General features: G+C 58.0%; 16 protein-coding genes. 7 read left to right on the top strand and 9 right to left on the bottom strand.

Going from position 1 to position 17,633, the window contains the following annotated elements; all coding sequences use genetic code 11:
- Position 1 precedes the first annotated feature (1 nt).
- From BLU11_RS15220 to BLU11_RS15255, 8 genes are all read right to left on the bottom strand, one after another.
- Positions 2-943, bottom strand: coding sequence for a VOC family protein (locus BLU11_RS15220; RefSeq protein ID WP_090274825.1), 942 nt, complete (start codon positions 941-943; stop codon positions 2-4).
- A gap of 37 nt (positions 944-980) precedes the next feature.
- Positions 981-1,739, bottom strand: coding sequence for an SDR family NAD(P)-dependent oxidoreductase (locus BLU11_RS15225; RefSeq protein WP_090274827.1), 759 nt, complete (start codon positions 1,737-1,739; stop codon positions 981-983).
- 50 nt (positions 1,740-1,789) lie between these two features.
- Positions 1,790-2,011 carry a ferredoxin gene (locus tag BLU11_RS15230; protein WP_090276560.1) on the bottom strand — a complete coding sequence of 74 codons (222 nt, stop codon included), beginning with the start codon at positions 2,009-2,011 and terminating at the stop codon, positions 1,790-1,792.
- A gap of 277 nt (positions 2,012-2,288) precedes the next feature.
- Positions 2,289-3,749 carry an alpha/beta hydrolase domain-containing protein gene (locus BLU11_RS15235; RefSeq protein ID WP_197674208.1) on the bottom strand — a complete coding sequence of 487 codons (1,461 nt, stop codon included), beginning with the start codon at positions 3,747-3,749 and terminating at the stop codon, positions 2,289-2,291.
- Between the two features lie 106 nt (positions 3,750-3,855).
- Positions 3,856-5,346, bottom strand: a complete 1,491-nt coding sequence (locus BLU11_RS15240; RefSeq protein ID WP_090274830.1) for an aldehyde dehydrogenase family protein — start codon at positions 5,344-5,346, stop codon at positions 3,856-3,858.
- Positions 5,343-6,965: a GMC family oxidoreductase gene (locus BLU11_RS15245; RefSeq protein ID WP_090274833.1), complete on the bottom strand. Its 1,623-nt coding sequence runs from the start codon at positions 6,963-6,965 to the stop codon at positions 5,343-5,345. Before BLU11_RS15245 ends, BLU11_RS15240 begins: the two co-directional genes overlap by 4 nt.
- Before the next feature lie 2 nt (positions 6,966-6,967).
- Positions 6,968-7,207, bottom strand: coding sequence for a ferredoxin (locus BLU11_RS15250; RefSeq protein WP_090274834.1), 240 nt, complete (start codon positions 7,205-7,207; stop codon positions 6,968-6,970).
- Complete coding sequence (locus tag BLU11_RS15255) at positions 7,204-8,448, bottom strand: cytochrome P450 (RefSeq protein ID WP_090274835.1); 1,245 nt, start codon at positions 8,446-8,448, stop codon at positions 7,204-7,206. Before BLU11_RS15255 ends, BLU11_RS15250 begins: the two co-directional genes overlap by 4 nt.
- Before the next feature lie 210 nt (positions 8,449-8,658).
- On the opposite strand from BLU11_RS15255, the gene BLU11_RS15260 reads away from it, so the two are divergent.
- From BLU11_RS15260 to BLU11_RS15275, 4 genes are all read left to right on the top strand, one after another.
- A complete protein-coding gene (locus BLU11_RS15260; protein WP_231702215.1) occupies positions 8,659-9,276 on the top strand; it encodes a TetR/AcrR family transcriptional regulator in 618 nt (205 codons plus the stop codon).
- A 190-nt stretch (positions 9,277-9,466) separates the two neighbouring features.
- Positions 9,467-11,089, top strand: coding sequence for a methyl-accepting chemotaxis protein (locus BLU11_RS15265; protein ID WP_090274837.1), 1,623 nt, complete (start codon positions 9,467-9,469; stop codon positions 11,087-11,089).
- 23 nt (positions 11,090-11,112) lie between these two features.
- Positions 11,113-12,171, top strand: coding sequence for a porin (locus BLU11_RS15270; RefSeq protein ID WP_157718702.1), 1,059 nt, complete (start codon positions 11,113-11,115; stop codon positions 12,169-12,171).
- Positions 12,172-12,194: 23 nt separating this feature from the next.
- Positions 12,195-12,590 carry a type 2 periplasmic-binding domain-containing protein gene (locus tag BLU11_RS15275; protein ID WP_090276568.1) on the top strand — a complete coding sequence of 132 codons (396 nt, stop codon included), beginning with the start codon at positions 12,195-12,197 and terminating at the stop codon, positions 12,588-12,590.
- 203 nt (positions 12,591-12,793) lie between these two features.
- On the opposite strand, the gene BLU11_RS15280 is transcribed toward BLU11_RS15275, so the two are convergent.
- Positions 12,794-14,443, bottom strand: a complete 1,650-nt coding sequence (locus BLU11_RS15280) for a methyl-accepting chemotaxis protein (protein ID WP_090274839.1) — start codon at positions 14,441-14,443, stop codon at positions 12,794-12,796.
- 201 nt (positions 14,444-14,644) lie between these two features.
- Here BLU11_RS15280 and BLU11_RS15285 point away from each other — a divergent pair, with 201 nt between their 5' ends.
- Genes BLU11_RS15285 through BLU11_RS15295 form a run of 3 tightly spaced genes read left to right on the top strand, consistent with a single transcriptional unit; the run spans position 14,645 to position 17,518 of the window.
- A complete protein-coding gene (locus BLU11_RS15285; RefSeq protein WP_090274841.1) occupies positions 14,645-15,922 on the top strand; it encodes an MFS transporter in 1,278 nt (425 codons plus the stop codon).
- Between the two features lie 23 nt (positions 15,923-15,945).
- A complete protein-coding gene (locus BLU11_RS15290) occupies positions 15,946-16,266 on the top strand; it encodes a 2Fe-2S iron-sulfur cluster-binding protein (protein ID WP_090274843.1) in 321 nt (106 codons plus the stop codon).
- A gap of 16 nt (positions 16,267-16,282) precedes the next feature.
- Positions 16,283-17,518: an NAD(P)/FAD-dependent oxidoreductase gene (locus BLU11_RS15295; protein WP_090274846.1), complete on the top strand. Its 1,236-nt coding sequence runs from the start codon at positions 16,283-16,285 to the stop codon at positions 17,516-17,518.
- Positions 17,519-17,633: the final 115 nt, after the last annotated feature.

Here is a 17,633-nt window from a genome sequence, read left to right on the forward strand (position 1 = left end):
TCTAGCCCTTCTTGGCGGTGAATTCCGGATCGCCAACCTCTTCCGGGGTTTTGACGCTAGGCCCCAGAATCGGGCCCACCAGCTCGTGGCCCCACACGCTCATCTTCTCCGGATTCAGCTCGAACCCATCGTCATGCCATGGTTCACTTTCAGCGATGCACTCAAAGGCGAAGCCTGACGGATTAAAGTGGTAGAACGAAACATGTGGGTCCTGGGAATGCTGACCCAGTGTCATCATCATCTGCAGCTCGCGCTTCTTCACGATATCGTAGGTCTCGCCCACATCACGCAGGCTGCCGACGAACATGCCGACGTGTTGAATCCCCATACGGCCCGGAGCGTGTCCGTAGGCAATATCATGGCTGGTGGAGGTGTTGAGCTTGGAGCGGAAAAAGCCGGTCTTGCCCTTGCCCGCGCCCGAACCGTACCAGTGAAAGCCCATGATATTGATAAGGAAATGTTCCAGTTCCGGCGGAAACTCGGGAGTCATCAGCACGACGTGGCCAAGGCCTCTCTTGTCGGCCAAGTAACCGCCATGGCGGCGCCCAGGCACAAAAGAATCGGGAAGCCATTTCTGCCCGTAGAACAGCTCATGCCGAAAGCCGACCGGGTCAAAGAAACGGATCAGCTCCTTGACGCCGCGCTTCTCGCACAGCTCCGCGTCGCCGACGGTAAACTCCACGCCAGCATCGCTAAATGTCTGGCAGGCTGCCTTGAACTCCATCCGCCCTTTGGCTTCCCAACCGATGTAGGCCAGCCGGTCAACTTTGCCAGGGTGGAAAGCAAAACGGTGGCGGCGATCATCGATACGAAAATACAACGAACCCGGATCGCTCTCCGGGTTTTGGCCTATCGCAAAACCCATTACCGACGGGCCATAGTCGCGCCAGGCCTCAAGGTCAGTGGCTTCAAAGCCCATGTAACCCAGTCCAATAATATCCATCTGCTTTTCCTCGTTCTATCAGATGCCGGTGGATGGCTTATATAGCCAGCAATCCACCATCAATGACGATATCCGATCCGGTGATGAAGGACGCCTCATCGGATGCCAGGTAAACGGCCAGCGAGACAACCTCTTCGGGCTGTCCGGGCCTGTCCATCAGCACGCCGTCGAGCAGCGCGGCACGCGCTACCGGGTTTTCCATGAACGCGGCGGTACCCGGCGTGGCGACAAAACCAGGACTGATACTGATCGCACGAATGCCCGCGGGCGCGCCTTCGACGGCGAGTTGGCGGGTAAAGGAAACCACGGCTCCCTTGGCTGCCGAATGCGCCGAGATACCGGCTACTTTGGAGCCACCCCAGGCAGCGGTGGACGATACATTCAGAATCACCCCCTTGCGTTCCGCCAGATGATTCCAGGCGTACTTGGTGGTGTAGAAGATCAGATCCACTTCGTTGCGAATAGTGAAGTGCCAGTCTTCGATGGTCATATCCTGAACCGGCGCAAAACGTGCAGCAGATGCGTTGTTATACAGAACGTCAATCCGGCCATGTTCGGCTACGGCAGACTCGACCCAGGCCTTGGCCTGCTCATGGTCGCCAAGATCGACCGGCGCGTACCCGTAGAGAGTGAACCCTTCCTGAGACAGCAGTTCAGCCGTCACCTTGTTTTCGGCTTCGTTGGTATCACAGCCAACCACGATCGCACCCTCACGGGCAAAACGCAGCGCTGCAACCCTGCCTTGCCCACCGCCCGTTCCGGTGATGAGCGCAACCTTGCCTTCCAGACGTCCCATAGCAATCTACCTCGTCAAAATATTTTATTATTTGCTGGAGAGTACGATGCTCAGGGTTTGATTTCTTCCAGCCATAGGGCCTCGGCAGGACAGGCTTCGGCACCTTCACGCGCCGCCTCTTCCAACTCGGGCGTTACTTTGTCGTCTTCAAAGTAGACCAGGCCATCGGCATCAAGCTTGTAAACTTCTGGACAGATCGAAGCGCATAAGCCATACCCACAGCAGCGACCGCGATCAGCAACGGCACGGAAAACAACCTTATCTGAACTCATACTCTTATCCTCTTTGTCAGGCTCAGCTATAGGAAGATAATGAACAAAAAATTCATTTTTGTAAATTTTTAGTTGATGAATCACCATTATTTTCCCTTTAATCAGTGAGCTGCAGCGTAGCACCTGCACCCACTCAACGGATAACTCCTTTAAAATTAGCGAGTAAACGTACATAAAACCTTCTTTACGGCGATATTCTTAATACATACATAAAGTACTTTTATGTTTAATTTACCTCATCACGTGCCGCATATCGGCACGTGATGAAGCGTACATCTCAGGGCAGAATCTGCACCCGGGCCGCCGCATCGATAAGGGCTTGCCCATCCACAGGACGAATATGGCCCCTGTCCACCGCCGCCTCGGTAGCCGTAGTCCACGCCGTTACGAAGGCCTGCTGCGTCGGATACAAGGTGTCGAGCTCACCCGCTCTGAGCGGCTCGGTAGTTCCGAATAGCAAGCAAAAGCCTTCGCCCCCGGTGTTACCCGTGCCACTCAATGCCGCTAGCGGCACGTCGACAAAGGGCGTGCGGATGCCACCCAGGGCATTGCCCTGTGCATCTCGCGCATAGCCAGGGCTATAGAGCGTAAAGTCGGTAGCCTGCAAGATTTCTGCCGAAGCCGGTGGCGTACCGGTTGTGACCCATTCATTGAGTGCATGCACCGCGGCGCTCAGCACAAAACTCATCGGACCGGCATTGATTGGTTTGTCGCAGTTGATGAATCCGAACACCGTGCTCGGCGGGTCGAGCAGTGCTTCAAGGGCGAGTACTGCGCCCTCTTCATCGCCCGTATCAATCAATCCGATGCCGCCGCCGTATACGTCAAAGTGAGCCGTTCCGGCGACTTCCCAGAGCCGGTACGTGGAGGTATCGGCCTGGCGCGTCACCTCGTTGACATCGGTTTCCGACTGGAACATCAGCACCGGTACGCCGAGGTCAGAGCGAATTTCCGTCGAACCGGAGACGTCATCGGCTGTGGCCAGCGGCGCGGCATTGGCCAGGCGGCTTTGCAGCAGGTAACCATCATAGACAGTCACCAACGGGTGGACAGCGTTGGCATAGGAGACCAGCCGGTAGGCGGATTGCGACTCCCCTGCCGCCAGCACCCGCTTGGGTTGCAGTCCATTCAGCAGAACATCAGCATGATCCCGCACAGCCTGCCCAGCTTGCGAGAAAATATCGTACGAATAGTTGTCCCCAGGGTGCAGCAGATTGGCATATCGCTCGGGATCCATCGTTTTGGTGCTGGCCACCCCCGCTGCCTGCGCGGACAGGCTGATCAGTGCATAGCCTTCGCGAATCAACTCGTTGTGCGTATAGGTCCAGACCGGGCTGGAATCGCTCCCGCTGGTCACGTTCATCCACTCGACGATTACAGTGCCATTGAACGCTTCGGCATCCAGTGGCTGGTAGACAACCGCCCGCGTGACATAAGCCGCGCTGTCATTCTTCTCGACGTCCCACTGCCCATCCGTACCGAGCGACTGCCCACCCTTTGGCAGGTAAGAAACAGCAGTCCCAGAGAGGATGAACTCCTGTTCACTGTAGCCAACACTGTCCATCGCAAACTGCAGGTCTGCGGCCAGAGCCGCCTGCCCCGCGCCGCCGGTAGCCGCTTCAATATTCGGCACCTCCGCGCGGCGCTCGTCCTCCTTGCTGTCATCGTTGTCATCACTATTGCAGCCGCCCAAAGCCAGGGTGGCAGCGAGCAGAGTTGCGCCGAATACCTTATGCATGGTGTCTCCTACGAACCTTGTTGTAGTTGTTGTTGGTATGTACACAGCCTGCCCTGGCTCGGTCGCTCGATGGTCGATGCTCACCGCGCCAGGGCTCGTCGAGGGTTCAGCGCCCGATGGGATAGATGATGGATTTTTCTTCGGTGAACTCATTGAGCCAGTCAGGTCCGAACTCACGACCTATACCTGAGCGCTTGAAGCCGCCAATAGGCGCGTAGGGCATGGTTCCGCCACCCCCGTTAAGGTAGACGCTGCCGGCACGGATGCGCCTGGCCATCTTGTACGCAACGGCGGCATCGGCGGTCATTACTCCGCCGTTGAGCCCAAATCGTGAATCATTGGCAATGGCGATAGCCTCTTCGTCGGTGTCGAAACCGATCACTACGCCAACCGGACCGAAGACCTCTTCCTGGGCGATGGTCATGTCATTGGTGACGTCATCAAACAGAGTGATGTCGACAAAAAAACCTTTCTCCTGGCCGGCCGGACGACCGCCCCCGCAGACCAACTTTGCGCCTTGCTCAAGCCCACTGGCAATGAGGCCTTCGACTTTGGCGCGCTGCGACTCTCGAATCAGCGGCCCCATCATCACGCTCGGATCCGCCGGATCACCCACCTTGAACTGGCCGCCAACGGCACGAGCGCATTGCACAAACTGCTCGCGGACCGAGTTGTGCACCACAAAACGCGTCAGTAGCGCACAGCCCTGCCCCGCATTGATCATCAGCCCGGCGACGGCGCCCATGGCAGCCGTCTGAATGTCGGCATCGGCTCGTACGATCAGCGCGGACTTGCCGCCCAGCTCCAAATGCACCCGCTTCAAGGTGGCAGCTGCCTGGGTCATGATGCTGATGCCGACCGCCTCCGAGCCGGTAAACGATACCAAGTCCACCCGCGGATCGCTGCTCAGCAGGCTGCCCACCTCGACACCACCGGTGACGATATTCAATACCCCTTCGGGCAAACCTATTTCCTCGGCAATCTCGCCGAACAGCAAGGCCGAGTAAGGCGTAAAGGGTGACGGCTTGAGCACCAGGGTGTTGCCTGCCAGCAGCGCCGGAAAGACCTTGGCCAGATTCAGCAGGAAGGGAAAATTGTAGCCAGTAATTCCCGACACCACGCCAACCGGTTCGCGCTCAATGCTGCCGCTTCCCAGGATCATCGGGCCACCAGGGTTCATCGGATTGGGCACCGCTTCGACCGGGATCTGCCGGGCCTCGGTCACCAGGGATCGGTCGATGGCCTTCAGGACATGCCCGAGCGGCATATCTACCTGCATGGCCTGGGTGACCATTTGCGAACAGCCGACTTCGGCCACAATAAGCGCAGCGATCTGTTCCCGCCGGCTTACCAGCGCCGCGTGCATGCGCCGCATGTACCCCGCCCGCTCGGCCATGCTCAGCCAGGGCCATGGACCGTGATCAAAGGCCTCGCGGGCGGCTGCAATTGCCGCCTCGGCAGCCGCCAAGTTACCAACCGGGGCATGGCCAATCACCTCTTCAGTGGCCGGGTTGATGATCGCTTCAGCGCCTTCGCTACCCGCTTCCCAGCGGCCGTTTATGTAGAATTTGTTCAGGTGGGTAAATGGGATAGTCATGCTGCGTTCGCTCCTTGCTGATTCGCACCAGCGATGATTTCCGCCGCACGCATGGCGATAGCCATGGCCGGCGCGTTGGTGTTGCCCGATACCAGCGCGGGCATGATCGATGTATCTATCACCCGCAGGCCGTCAACCCCGCGCACCCTGAGCTCGGGGTCCAGCACGGCGTGCTCGTCAGCGCCCATGCGGCAGGTGCCTGCCACGTGAAACGCGGTCTGGCCAAAGCGGCGAAAGGAGGCAAGCATTTCTTCGTCACTCTGCACCTGCGAACCGGGCGTCAGCTCTTCTACCAGGAAAGGCCTGAGTGACGGTTGCGCCGCCAGCTTACGGATCCATTTCAGCAGCGAGATCGCTGCCGTCTGGTCCGCTTCGGCGCTGAGGTAATTGGCGACGATTCTTGGCGGCACCGCCGGGTCGGCCGACTCGATGCGTATCTCTCCCTGGCTCTGCGGGTGCATGAAATACCCGCCAAGGGTTATCCCCGGCTGTTTATCAATCGCCACGGTCTTGCCGTCGCCATCCATTGAGAACAGGCTCACCCCGATCTGCGCATCGGGACGCTCCAGTCCAGGCCGGGTTTTTACGAAGCCCCCTGCTTCGTGTGCAGCGTGGGTCATGGGGCCTTTCTTGCCGAGAAAATAACTCAGCACCGAGCGGGCTAATCCCAATCCGGCGAAGCAATGGTTGAAGCTGCCCCGGGTGACCCGGAACTGCGCGGCTATATAGACGTGCTCACGCAGATTGCGCCCCACGTCCGGGGCGTTCTGGATGACCGGAATCCCCAGCGATTGCAGCAAGTGGGCAGGGCCTATGCCGGACAGCTGCAATAACTTCGGCGACTCGATCGCGCCGGCACAAAGCAGCACTTCACGCTGGCAGCGGATACGGCGTTCGCCTTCCTTTCCACGCACCTGGACCGCGATGGCGCGGCGCCCCTCGAACTTGATGCGCTGTACATTAGTGCTCGTCATCACAGTCAGATTGGGCCGCGTACGTACCGGGTCGAGAAACGCCTTGGCGGCGCTGAAGCGTTGCCCCTTCCAAGTGTTTTGCGGCTGATAGCCGAACCCGCCTCGCGTCACCGAGTCCACATGATTGGTATCCGCGACGGTCGCCGTACCGATATGAGCGACAGCATCGATGATCGCATCGCACAACTCATCGCCCGGGGGGTGCACAGTCACCTTCAATGGTCCGCCCACACCCCGCCACTCGGAACTGCCAAGCTGGTGATCTTCCATGGCGACAAATTGCCGGCCCATATCCTGCCAACCCCAGCCGGTACATCCCTGCGCCTCCCAGGCGTCGTAGTCGGCGGGTGCGCCACGCACGTAAACCATGCCATTCACCGAGCTGGAGCCGCCAATAGCCTTACCCTTCAGCCACAATTCTGTGGCCATGCCCTCTCCCCGTGATGCCTGATAATCCCAAACGTGCGGGTTGCCGGGCATGAGCAGCTTGCCTATGCCTCGCGGCATGGCAATCAAGGGGCTGGTGTGCTCCGGACCGCTCTCGATCAGCAACACCGAGACACAGGGGTCGGTCGAGAGCCGGTTCGCCATTACGCAGCCGGCCGACCCCGCTCCAACGATGATGTAGTCGTAGCTTTGTTTCATGTTCATTGCTCCTGTCCTTTATTCAGTCCGTTGCCTGGGGGGTTTGCAGGTTCATCTACGATGTGGATCACCCGCTCGGGGCAAGCCTTGGCGCCGCGCCGGGCAAGGGCCTGCTGCCCGACCTCTACGTCGAATCCATCGGTACTGATGTAGCCGTTGTCATCGAGTTCATAAAGCCCCGGCGCGACCTCATTGCAGCGCGCGTGTCCGGCACAGGCCTTGTTGTCGACGATGATTTTCATTTGGCTTCTTTCACATCCCATTCCAGATGCAGCTCTTCCATACCGAATATGCCGAAGGCGTTGAAGCGCGGCTTGGTACCGGTTGCGATGCGGAACGGTGGCACCTTGGTCAGCCAGAGTTCTAGCGCTATACGCAGTTCGCGACGGGCCAGGTGCGACCCTACACAGCGGTGCACGCCATACGAGAAAGCCATGTGTGGTGTATGCCCGGCGCTACGCAGGAAGTCGACCTTTTCCGGCTGGTCGAACACCTCGGGATCGAGGTTGGCCAACTCGGTACTGATCAACACGATGTCGCCCTTTTTCATCGTCGCCTCGCCGATTTGCACATCCCGAGTAACGGTACGGCGCATATTGACGATGGAATAGGAACGCAGCATCTCTTCCACCGCATCTGGAATCAGCGTGGGGTCGGTGCGCAGTTGCGCCTGCTGCTCTGGATTACGCGCCAGATGGCGAAAAAACAGTCCGATCGTCGAGGTAACAGTATCCAGCCCACCGATGAATATCAGAAAGTTGATGCCGAGCATTTCGTCATCGGTCAGCGGCCGGCCGTCAATCTGACTGGCCAGCAGGTAGCTGGTGAAATCATCGCCGGGATTGGTCCGGCATTCGGCGATGCGTGCCCGAATCCAACCAGTAATTTCGTGTGCATTGTCCGTGACCACCTGGGAATCCGAGCTCTTGATCAGCGTCTGGGTCCAGTGCTGGAACAGCGGCCGGTGCTCCAGCGGCCAGCCCATCAGCTTTAGAAAAATCAACGTTGGGAACGGCTTGGCAAAGTCTTCATTGAAGTCGCAGCGCCCTGTCTGAGCGATGCCATCTATAAGTTGGGTCGCCAACTGGCGGATGTCCTGCTCCAACGCATTGACTTTTTTTGGCGTGAACAGCGGATTCAGCAAGGCACGGTACTTGGCATGGTCCGGCGGATCGACTTCAAGCGGCGCTAGGCGCCAGCTTTCGCCCAGCAGCATGGGATACGGCGTCAAGCCTGCGCTGCTGAAGGTCTCGGGATCCTGGAGGATGCGCCGCAGGTCTTCCGAGCGGCGTGGAATCCAGGTGCCGGGCAGAAACCCAAGGCTCGGCACCCAGAAAATGGGTGGCATGCTCTCATGCAACTTGGCGGCCCAGGCATAGGCGTTTTCGCCCTGGGCGGTAAGCGCACCCCAAAGGTCGAAATTCTGGACTAGATGAGCAGGCACATGGGACGGTGTCGCGTTGGTCACGCTATCGGTACTCATTATTATTATCCGGTTTTTGTTGACGGCACAGATGAGTGTAGAGCCGCGCCAATTTGCGCCACAACAGACGGAATCCTACATTCGTTCGATTTCTAATACAGAATCCGCAATAGGGTTTAACTTGCCCGGCCCACGCCGCCTGTGTGAGTCTCGGACCTGAGCCTCATTTCGCGAGACCCTATCGCTTAAGAGACCAGCAGGAACGCGCCTTTGACAGCCCCCCCGGAACACAGCAACGATGAAGATCAAACCGGTGATCGCCACAAGGCGAGAGCCCGGCGTACGCGGGAGCGGCTGCTCGATTCCATGTACCGACTGGCACTGGAAAAGGACTTCAGAGATATAACCGTGCAGGAGTTGTTCGAGCGCGCCGGGGTTGCGCGATCAACCTTCTACGCTCACTTCCGTGACAAAGAAGATCTTCTGGTTGCCGGTTACGAGAGCATCGGCACACCGACTACCCGGATGGTGCATGTATCAGGACATAAGCGCGTTGTACTGGATGCGTCGACCTGGCTGTTCATAGCCACCGAGCGGCATGCCTCCCTCACAACCTCGTTTTTCAACAGCCCTTCCCAGACCGTCATCCTCGCCCACCTGGAAAACGTCCTGCTCATTCAGGTTCGCGAACATTACCGCAAGCAAGGCTTTTATCAATCGGACGAACTACGCGGCGAAGTGGCAGTGCGCTGCTTTGTGGGCGCGCTTATCGGACTCTGGTTATGGTGGGTGCGTCACGACTATCCCTACCCGGCCACCGACATGACCGAGGCATTCGACGCACTCATGAACAACGGCACCTGGCCCTCCCCCATCGACGCCTCCTGACAGCGCTGCCGATAACACCTGGCCTCCGACGCGCCATGACTGGCGGCGGCTCTTGTGACTATAAATTGCTACACAGCGCTAAAGTTCTGCCCCTTTCGGCCGAAACCCCTGACGACTTACTGAACATATTTTTAATTAATGTTTAATTTCTCTTAGCTTCGTCAGTTCGCATCTCACCGGGGGCCCAGTAATGATCAAGAACCTGTCACTGAATTTCAAACTGGCAATGGCGCCAGCCATTGCCATGCTCGGCCTCGTTCTGTATGTCGCCTATACGTCACTGCAGTTGTCCGCCACCGATAACCGACTGGAGTCGCTGGAGTTCCAAAGCTACCCCACGCTCGAAAAGGCCGATGCGGTTATCTTCCAGTTTTCCCGCCTGCCCGGCTTGCTCAACAACGCTGTCGCAGCCGGTGAACAAACGATTCTCGGCGAAGCGCGTCAAGTGCTCCAGGAGATCGCTACCCAACAGGCGGCGCTCGCGAGTTTGCTGCAGAGCCAGCCACAGCGCCTCCAGGATCTGCAGGCCTGGCGCCAGGCCGTGCTGGCCTATTCTGATAATGCTCTCAGTGCGTCGGAGCAATTGATCAGCGGCAGCGCCTCCTTTGATGACCTGCGTTCCAGCCTTGACCGGATGGCCTCCGATCTCGCCCAAACCCAGAAGCTCGCCGCCGCGTTCCGCAGCAATGCCTATCAGGACTTCGAACGAACGCTGGCGGAAACTCGCCAGAACAATGCCGAGACCACCCGCCTGGGTATCATCCTCAGCCTGGGCTTGCTGGCGCTGGTGTCGCTGGCTGCCTGGACGGTGATCCGCAGCGCGATGGCAAATATCCGCGGTGTCATCGAGTCGCTGCAGGCCATAGCCAGCGGCGACGGTGATCTGACACGCCGCGTCAATGTCGAAGCCCACGACGAGATTGGCGCCATGATCCATCTTTTCAACGGCTTCCTCGACACCTTGCAAGGCACCATGCGTCAGGTGATCGAGGCGGCCAGCCCGCTGGGGCACGTTTCCAAGGAGCTCTACCGTCTAACCCAGAGCTCGGAGGAAAGCGCCAAGTCCCAGCAGCATCACACCAACTCCATAAGCCGCGACATCCTGACCATGACCGACCGCATTCAAGAGGTAGCGCGGCGCTCGAAACAGGCATCCGAAGAGGCCGGGGCCGCTTCGCGCCAGGCCGTTACGGCGCGCAAACATATCGGCGATCTGTCGACCAGCGTCAGCGACCTGGGCAGCAGCGTGATGGGCGCGGTGCAGGCCATGCAGCAGCTGGAAAAGGAAACCCAAGAGGTGGGTTCGGTGTTGACGGTCATTCGCAGCATTGCCGAACAGACCAACCTCCTCGCACTCAACGCCGCGATAGAAGCCGCCCGTGCCGGTGAGCAGGGTCGCGGCTTCGCGGTGGTCGCTGATGAAGTGCGTAACCTGGCGCAGAAGACAGCCGTGTCGACGGCAGAAATTCAGCAGATCATTCAGCGTCTGCAAAGCAGCGCCAACACCGTGCTGAACGTCATGCATAACAACGGCGAGAAATCCCGGGAGAGCATCGAGCGTTCGGTCGAAGCCACGCAGCTGCTCGACACCATAGCCCGCACTGTCATCCAGATTGACGAACTCAACGCCGGGATTGCCCAGTTCACCCAGGAGCAGATCGGACTGTCGAGTTCCATCCAGCAAGAAACCCAAGTGTTGCAGCAGGATGCACAAGCAACCGCGCACGGCGCCGGGGCCACCGCCCGCCTTGGCGAGCAGTTGGTCGGCACAGGGGACAACCTGCGCTCGGCCACCGCACAATTTCGCACATAACACTATTCGGAGCTTGAAGAACCATGACCAAACGCAACCTACTCGGCCTGGCCGTCTGCCTGGCAAGCACTTCCGCCATGGCACTGGAACCAGGGGAATATCGCTTTAATGGATTCGGTACCGCAGCCATTACGCACCTCGGCGGAGCCGACGATGCCAAGGGCTACGGCATTCAGGGCCAGACCACAGGCACCTGGCGCGGCGACCAACTGTCGAAACTGGGCGGCCAGCTGTCCTACGGCGTAGCCGACCGGCTCAGCGCAACCCTCCAGACGGTGGCCAAGGCTGACCAGGATCAGTGGCATCTGGAAGCCGAATGGGCCTATCTGGCTTACCAGGTGAATAACCAGTTGACGCTGCGTGCAGGCCGCCTGCGTCCTGGTGCGTTCATGTTCTCCGAGACGCTTGACGTGGGTTACGCCTATCCCTGGCTACGCCTGCCCGATGAAGTTTATAGCCAGATGCCCATCAGCAACTACGAGGGCATCGATGCTCTGTACAGCTTGCCCGTTTCCTTTGGCACGCTGAACTTCCAGGGCAGTTACGGCCAGGCGACCGACCGCGAGGTATTCATTCACAGCCTGGACGGCTCGCTGGACGTGGATTACAAGGAACTGGTTACCGGCAGCGTAAGCCTGGCAACCATGAACTTTGGCACGCTGCGTTACAGCTATACCGAGTCCGATCTGAATCTCGAGATGTTCGGCAAGTTCAAGGGCAAGTTCGAGTCCTTGGGCCACCAGTACGACAACGGCAGCTGGCTGACCAACGCCGAAGCTATCAAACGCCAGAGCCCGCTCGGCACCATCGAGTCCTTCTACCTTATGGCTGGACACCGATTTGGTGACTACCTGCCGCATGTAACCTATTCCCAACGGGATGAGAAGGGTGAACCAGGTCGTCAGTCGTCCTGGGCCTATGGCTTGAATTACAGCCTCACCCCCAGCGTGACCCTGAAGGGCGAGTACAAACGTGTGGAATCGACTCGTGGCTTCAGCGCTGGCTTCGTGCCGGACTTCAGCGTGCTCGAGCGTACCTTCGACGGTGACATCGTAAGCATCGGCGCTGACTTCATATTCTAAGGAGAAGTAAAGTGAATTTTTTCATGCACAGAACGTTCGCCATCGCCATGTTGGGTCTGACCGCAACGCTGGTTCAGGCCGAGGTGGCCGTCATCGTCAACCCGAGCGCCGCCAACACGCCCTCCCAGGCAGAAGTTGCCAACATTTTCCTGGGCAAGGACAAGTCGCTGTCAGGTGTCGACCAGAAGGACTGGAACCCCACCAAGGACAAGTTCTACACATCGGTAGCCAACAAGAACGAGTCGCAGCTCAAGTCGTACTGGTCTGGCTTGATCTTTACCGGCAAAGGCCAGCCGCTCCCCAGCGTTGGTGATGACACCGCCGTGCTGGCAAAGGTAGCGGCGGAAGCCGACGCCATCGGCTATGTGGACAGCTCAGTGGTGACCGATCAGGTCAAAGTGCTTTTCACCCTGCCATAACGCCAACCCAGGCGACAGCGTCAAGAGAGCCGAGAGTGTGTAGCGCACGCTCTCAACTCCTTTGCCCAGGCAAGCATTCGCGGCCTAGCCCAGGGCAAAAGCATGGGAAGGCAGCGCCAGCAGGACCAAAGCGACGAACAACGCTAACACGGCGTGACAAACCTGATGCATGAACCATCCTGAATGCTGGCAATACCGGCTCATCACGTCCGGAAATGGCTGACCGACATCTTCAACTCCCCGGCCAGTTCACGTAGCGACCCCACGGCCGCGGTGACTTGGTGCGAAACCGTATCGCCCTCCTCCGCCATTCTGGCTATACGCTCGATACCCAGCGAAATATCCTTCCCGCCCTCATTCTGAACCTGCACGGCCGACGCGATTTCACTTACGCCCGAGGTCGACGCACTCACCAGCCTGGCAGCTTCGGATAACACCCTTTCGAGCTCTTCAAGCAGCTTTTGGCTGCTGTCTAGCGCTGCAGCTCCCTCATCAAGCACACTCGCAACGCTGTTGGACTGGCTTTCCAGTCCGTGCGTCAGGTCGTTAATGGAGTTTGCCGCCGTGGCGGAGCGCTGAGCGAGGTTGCGCACTTCATCGGCAACAACGCTGAATCCGCGGCCACTTTCGCCTGCACGCGCGGCTTCGATAGCCGCGTTGAGGGCCAATAGATTGGTTTGTGCGGAAAGCTCCTTTACCTGGTTGATACTGGCAGTTATGGCGGTGGTACTGGCAACAAAATCACCGACTGATGCAGTGATCGCGGAAAAGGCATCGCGCACGCGGCATATCTCGTCCAACAGTCTGGTCAGTGCGGACTGACCGGCCTGCGCGCCCCGCAAACTGTCTTCAGCCGAGGAACGCAACGCGTCCGCGTGGGTGGAAATGGAAGCAATACCGCCGCTCATCTGCTCGACCGTAGTCGCCGCCTGGGTCGCCGCACTAGCTTGTTCGTTGGCCCCCTGCGCGACCTGATTGGAAGCGAACACCAGGTCATCAGCGGATGAACCTACCGATACCGCAACCTGGGTAACCTGGCGCACCGCAATCTGAAGACTATCTATAAGGGCGTTGAAGGCGATTGCAGTTTGGGCAATTTCATCTCGTCCGATCACCTGCACCCGGTGCGTCAGATCGCCATCACGCAGCTTCACCGCAGCCTGTTCAATGGCCTTTATTGACCTGAGTATCTGATGGCGCATCAGCAAACCCACAATCAAGCCTAGCGCGATAGCCACAAAGACAGCGATTACCAACGCTTCGGTCACCGATGTAGCGGTCTCGTTAGCTTCATGAAAGGACACCCCGGACAGATCCCGTTGCAGCGCCATGAACTGCGCCAGCAGCCCGAGCACACGGTTATATTCGGCACGCACATATCCCAGCTGGGAGGGTGCCATGTAGGGGTTGGTTAGCACGGCCTCGGCCAGATCATCTACCCCTTGGGCGAACGCCTTGGCCTGTTCACCGAAGGTCTGGAAAGTGTCCCGCTCCTCCTCGCTCAGCTCGGCGGTATGGGCCAGTCCCGCGTCGATACCTGCCAGCATATCCCGCACACTCGCCTGCATGTCCTCCACGTAGAACTGCATTTCTTCCTTGGACACCTTGCCCTGGGCTTGAATAAGCTGCACTACTGCGGCGTAGGATCCGACCATTGCGGCTTGTGATGCGGATGAGATTTCCAGCGCACGCTGATACTGACTGAAGCGGACCTGCTCAATCTGATGAAGCACGGTCTGCTGGCGGTTCAACCCGTAATAGGCTACGGCTGATACGAAAACCAGCAGGAGCACGATCAGTGCAGGAGCAAGCATGAGCTTTACACCCATGGAAAAACGGCTGAGCCATGGCATAGCTATCCCTCGTCTTTATTATTGTTGGTGCACCTGAAACAGCCCCTCGGTGTAGACAAGCCTGCCCGCATGCAATATTCTGACTTCAGTATATAGTTCTGAAACCAGAAACTGAAACCGGTCTTGCAGAAAGTAACCTCAAGAGGATATGACTGCGCGGTTCACACTGGTGATATATAAAAACAATGAAGGACATTGCACATGAGTGTTTCAGGCAATAACGCAGCCATCGATTTTTCCGAGTTTCGGACCAGTTGGCGCGTACTGATCCTGGCCTTGTTAGGTATAGGCATCAGTATCAATTCCTCATTGCTCTACGGCTTCGGAACACTGGTCGTTCCTTTGGAAGAAACCTTTGGCTGGAGCAGAAGTGCCCTACAGGTAGCCATTACCTTTCTGTTCGTGGGCGCAGTTATCTCGTTGCAGTTGGTAGGCTGGTTCAATTTGCGCTTCGGGATCAAGAAAGTAACCGCAATCTCCACGTCATTGACGGTGCTAGGTTATTTGGCGGCCACCCAGCTCGGTGAATCGATCTGGGGGCTCTATCTGGCATTCACGATCATTCCGATATTGAGCATTGGCAACCTGGCTGTCACCTGGACTCAATTACTCAACATGTGGTTTGAGAAGAATCGCGGTTTAGCATTGGCTATTGGCCTTTCAGGAACCGGCCTTGCCGCAGCGACTATCCCTCCGTTGCTTTCCTGGGGCATTGACATCTGGGGCTGGCAAGCAGCGTTTATTATTCTGGCCATGCTTAACCTGCTTCTGCTGTTGCCCCTGACCATCTGGTGGTTTTCGGTTCCAAAACCAAGGAGTCATAAAAGCGAAGCTGACAAGCAAGCCGCCCTGCGCAGCATCACCGGTATGACCTTCAAGGAAGGTTTTACCTCGAAAAAATTCTGGATTTGCAATGTCGCCTTGGCGCTGGTGATGTCGGTGGTTATCGGGATGGTTACCAATACCATACCTATTTTGCGCGACCTCGGACTCTCCGCAGAAGAAGCGGGCCTGGTCTTCAGTGGTTTCGGTATCTCACTGGTTTTTGGTCGCGTGCTGGTCGGCTATCTGCTGGATCGCGTGTGGCCCCCAGGCATATCGGCCATCAGTATGGCCATGCCAGCCTTTGGCTGCGTAATCCTGCTCAGCGGTACGACTGATTTCAGCTGGCTCGTGCTGGCAGCAGTCGCGATTGGCTTTGGTGCGGGTGCCGAGTTCGATATTGCCGCATTCCTGATCGCCCGCTATTTTGGACTGAAAGAATATGGCCGTTTGTATGGCTTTCATATCGGCTTGTTGACCGCTACCGCGGCCGCCGCACCTTTGCTGTTTGCAGCATTCCTGAGCCAGACAGGCTCCTATACGGCCATGCTTATCTATTGCGCGGTCTGCTCCATCGTAGGGCCACTAATGCTCCTCACACTGGGCCGGCCTCCTGTATTTGAAGTATCCCCACCCATCAAGGCTGCAGTGGCCTAGATCTGTTCACGGAGACGTTTACAATGCCAAAAATTACGCTCATTGAAAGCGACGGAACCCAACATATTGTTGTCGGAGAAGTCGGGCAATCCATCATGCAGGCCGCCATGAACGCCATGGTTCCCGGCATCCAGGGCGATTGCGGCGGCGCGTGCAGCTGCGCTACCTGTCACGCGTTCGTTGACGACGCCTGGGCTGGCGTCGTCCCGGCAGCGGAAGACGCTGAGCTGGATATGCTGGAGTTCGCCAACGAACGCCAGGAAACCAGCCGCCTGACCTGTCAGTTGACTATGCAGGAAAATATGGACGGCATGGTGCTGCGTTTGCCTGAGTCCCAGTACTGAGCGCCCAGGAGCAGATATGACGCTTTCGTCAGTTGTAATTGTCGGTGCCGGCCAAGCCGGATTTCAGGTCGCTGCGTCCTTGCGCCAAGGCGGATTCGCCGGGAGAATTTCCCTGGTGGGTGATGAACCTGGCCTGCCTTATCAGCGCCCGCCCCTTTCCAAGGCCTACCTGCTGGGCAAGATCAAGGCAGAGAATCTGGTCTTCCGGCCTGCCGCGTTCTTTGATCAACAGCAGATCGAGCTGATTCAGGACAAGGCGGTGATCATTGACCGTCAGAATCAGCGGGTGGTGCTGGAAAGCGAGAAGGCTCTGGAATACGACCACCTGGTTCTGGCAACCGGAGCCCACAATCGGCCGCTTTCGATCCCCGGGGAACACCTTGAAGGCGTGTTCGGCATCAAAACCCTCGCGGATGCCGACGCCTTGGCGCCCAGGGCCAAGAACGCCAAGAATGTAGTAGTGATCGGTTGCGGGTTTATCGGACTGGAATTCGCCGCAGTAGCCGCGGCGCAAGGCGCCAGCGTGCAGGTAATCGACCGCGGTGACCGTCTAATGGCCAGGGCGATTTCTCCGCAGATGTCCGAATTGTTCCTCAAGGCGCACGAGTCCTGGGGCGTCAAATTCCACTTCAGCCAGGCGGTCGATCAGATCATGGGGAAAGACGGCAAGGCCGTCGGCGTCGAAAAGGTTAACGGCGACGTCATCCCTGCCGATCTGGTGGTTTACGGTATCGGCGTCATCCCGAATATCACGCTGGCCACCGAAGCTGGACTGGAAATAGAAAACGGTATCAAGGTCGACGCGGATCTCTTGACCAATGACTCGCACATATCTGCTATTGGCGACGTGGCCTGTTTTCCCTGTGTTCACAATCACGGCGAGCATACCCGTATCGAGTCGGTTCCAAACGCCATGGACCAAGCGAGAGCGGTATCGGCAAGGCTGCTGGGTAAAGCCGCCCCGTTTGTCGCGACGCCCTGGTTCTGGACCGATCAGGGCAATCTGAAACTGCAGATTGTCGGTCTGTCCACCGGGTACGACAGTACCGTGACCCTGGGATCGATGGAGTCAAACCAGTTCTCCGTGCTGTGCTTTCGCCGGGATCACCTGGTCGCTGTCGAATCGTGCAACCGCCCGGGTGATCATCTTGCCGGCAAGAAACTCCTGTCCCGTCCTCCCGAACTAACCCAGCGTGAAGCCAAGGAACCTGATTTCGATTTGAAAGCCTGGGAAGTCGCTCACCGCAGTTAACCACTTGGTCGTGGTGGCCCCCTGATACCCTCAAGGGTTGAAGGGGTTTTAACGTAGCTCCGTTGGTATTTTCGAGCGCGCTGGCCCTGCATACCTCTCTGAACCACCGCGTTGG

Source organism: Halopseudomonas litoralis (assembly GCF_900105005.1).
In the GTDB taxonomy this organism is placed as follows: domain Bacteria; phylum Pseudomonadota; class Gammaproteobacteria; order Pseudomonadales; family Pseudomonadaceae; genus Halopseudomonas; species Halopseudomonas litoralis.

Bases quoted from the DNA above. Each gene is read 5' to 3' on its own strand.
- BLU11_RS15220 (WP_090274825.1), bottom strand. From the start codon at position 943: ATGGATATTATTGGACTGGGTTACATGGGCTTTGAAGCCACTGACCTT.
- BLU11_RS15225 (WP_090274827.1), bottom strand. From the start codon at position 1,739: ATGGGACGTCTGGAAGGCAAGGTTGCGCTCATCACCGGAACGGGCGGT.
- BLU11_RS15230 (WP_090276560.1), bottom strand. From the start codon at position 2,011: ATGAGTTCAGATAAGGTTGTTTTCCGTGCCGTTGCTGATCGCGGTCGC.
- BLU11_RS15235 (WP_197674208.1), bottom strand. From the start codon at position 3,749: ATGCATAAGGTATTCGGCGCAACTCTGCTCGCTGCCACCCTGGCTTTG.
- BLU11_RS15240 (WP_090274830.1), bottom strand. From the start codon at position 5,346: ATGACTATCCCATTTACCCACCTGAACAAATTCTACATAAACGGCCGC.
- BLU11_RS15245 (WP_090274833.1), bottom strand. From the start codon at position 6,965: ATGAAACAAAGCTACGACTACATCATCGTTGGAGCGGGGTCGGCCGGC.
- BLU11_RS15250 (WP_090274834.1), bottom strand. From the start codon at position 7,207: ATGAAAATCATCGTCGACAACAAGGCCTGTGCCGGACACGCGCGCTGC.
- BLU11_RS15255 (WP_090274835.1), bottom strand. From the start codon at position 8,448: ATGAGTACCGATAGCGTGACCAACGCGACACCGTCCCATGTGCCTGCT.
- BLU11_RS15265 (WP_090274837.1), top strand. From the start codon at position 9,467: ATGATCAAGAACCTGTCACTGAATTTCAAACTGGCAATGGCGCCAGCC.
- BLU11_RS15270 (WP_157718702.1), top strand. From the start codon at position 11,113: ATGACCAAACGCAACCTACTCGGCCTGGCCGTCTGCCTGGCAAGCACT.
- BLU11_RS15275 (WP_090276568.1), top strand. From the start codon at position 12,195: ATGCACAGAACGTTCGCCATCGCCATGTTGGGTCTGACCGCAACGCTG.
- BLU11_RS15280 (WP_090274839.1), bottom strand. From the start codon at position 14,443: ATGCCATGGCTCAGCCGTTTTTCCATGGGTGTAAAGCTCATGCTTGCT.
- BLU11_RS15285 (WP_090274841.1), top strand. From the start codon at position 14,645: ATGAGTGTTTCAGGCAATAACGCAGCCATCGATTTTTCCGAGTTTCGG.
- BLU11_RS15290 (WP_090274843.1), top strand. From the start codon at position 15,946: ATGCCAAAAATTACGCTCATTGAAAGCGACGGAACCCAACATATTGTT.
- BLU11_RS15295 (WP_090274846.1), top strand. From the start codon at position 16,283: ATGACGCTTTCGTCAGTTGTAATTGTCGGTGCCGGCCAAGCCGGATTT.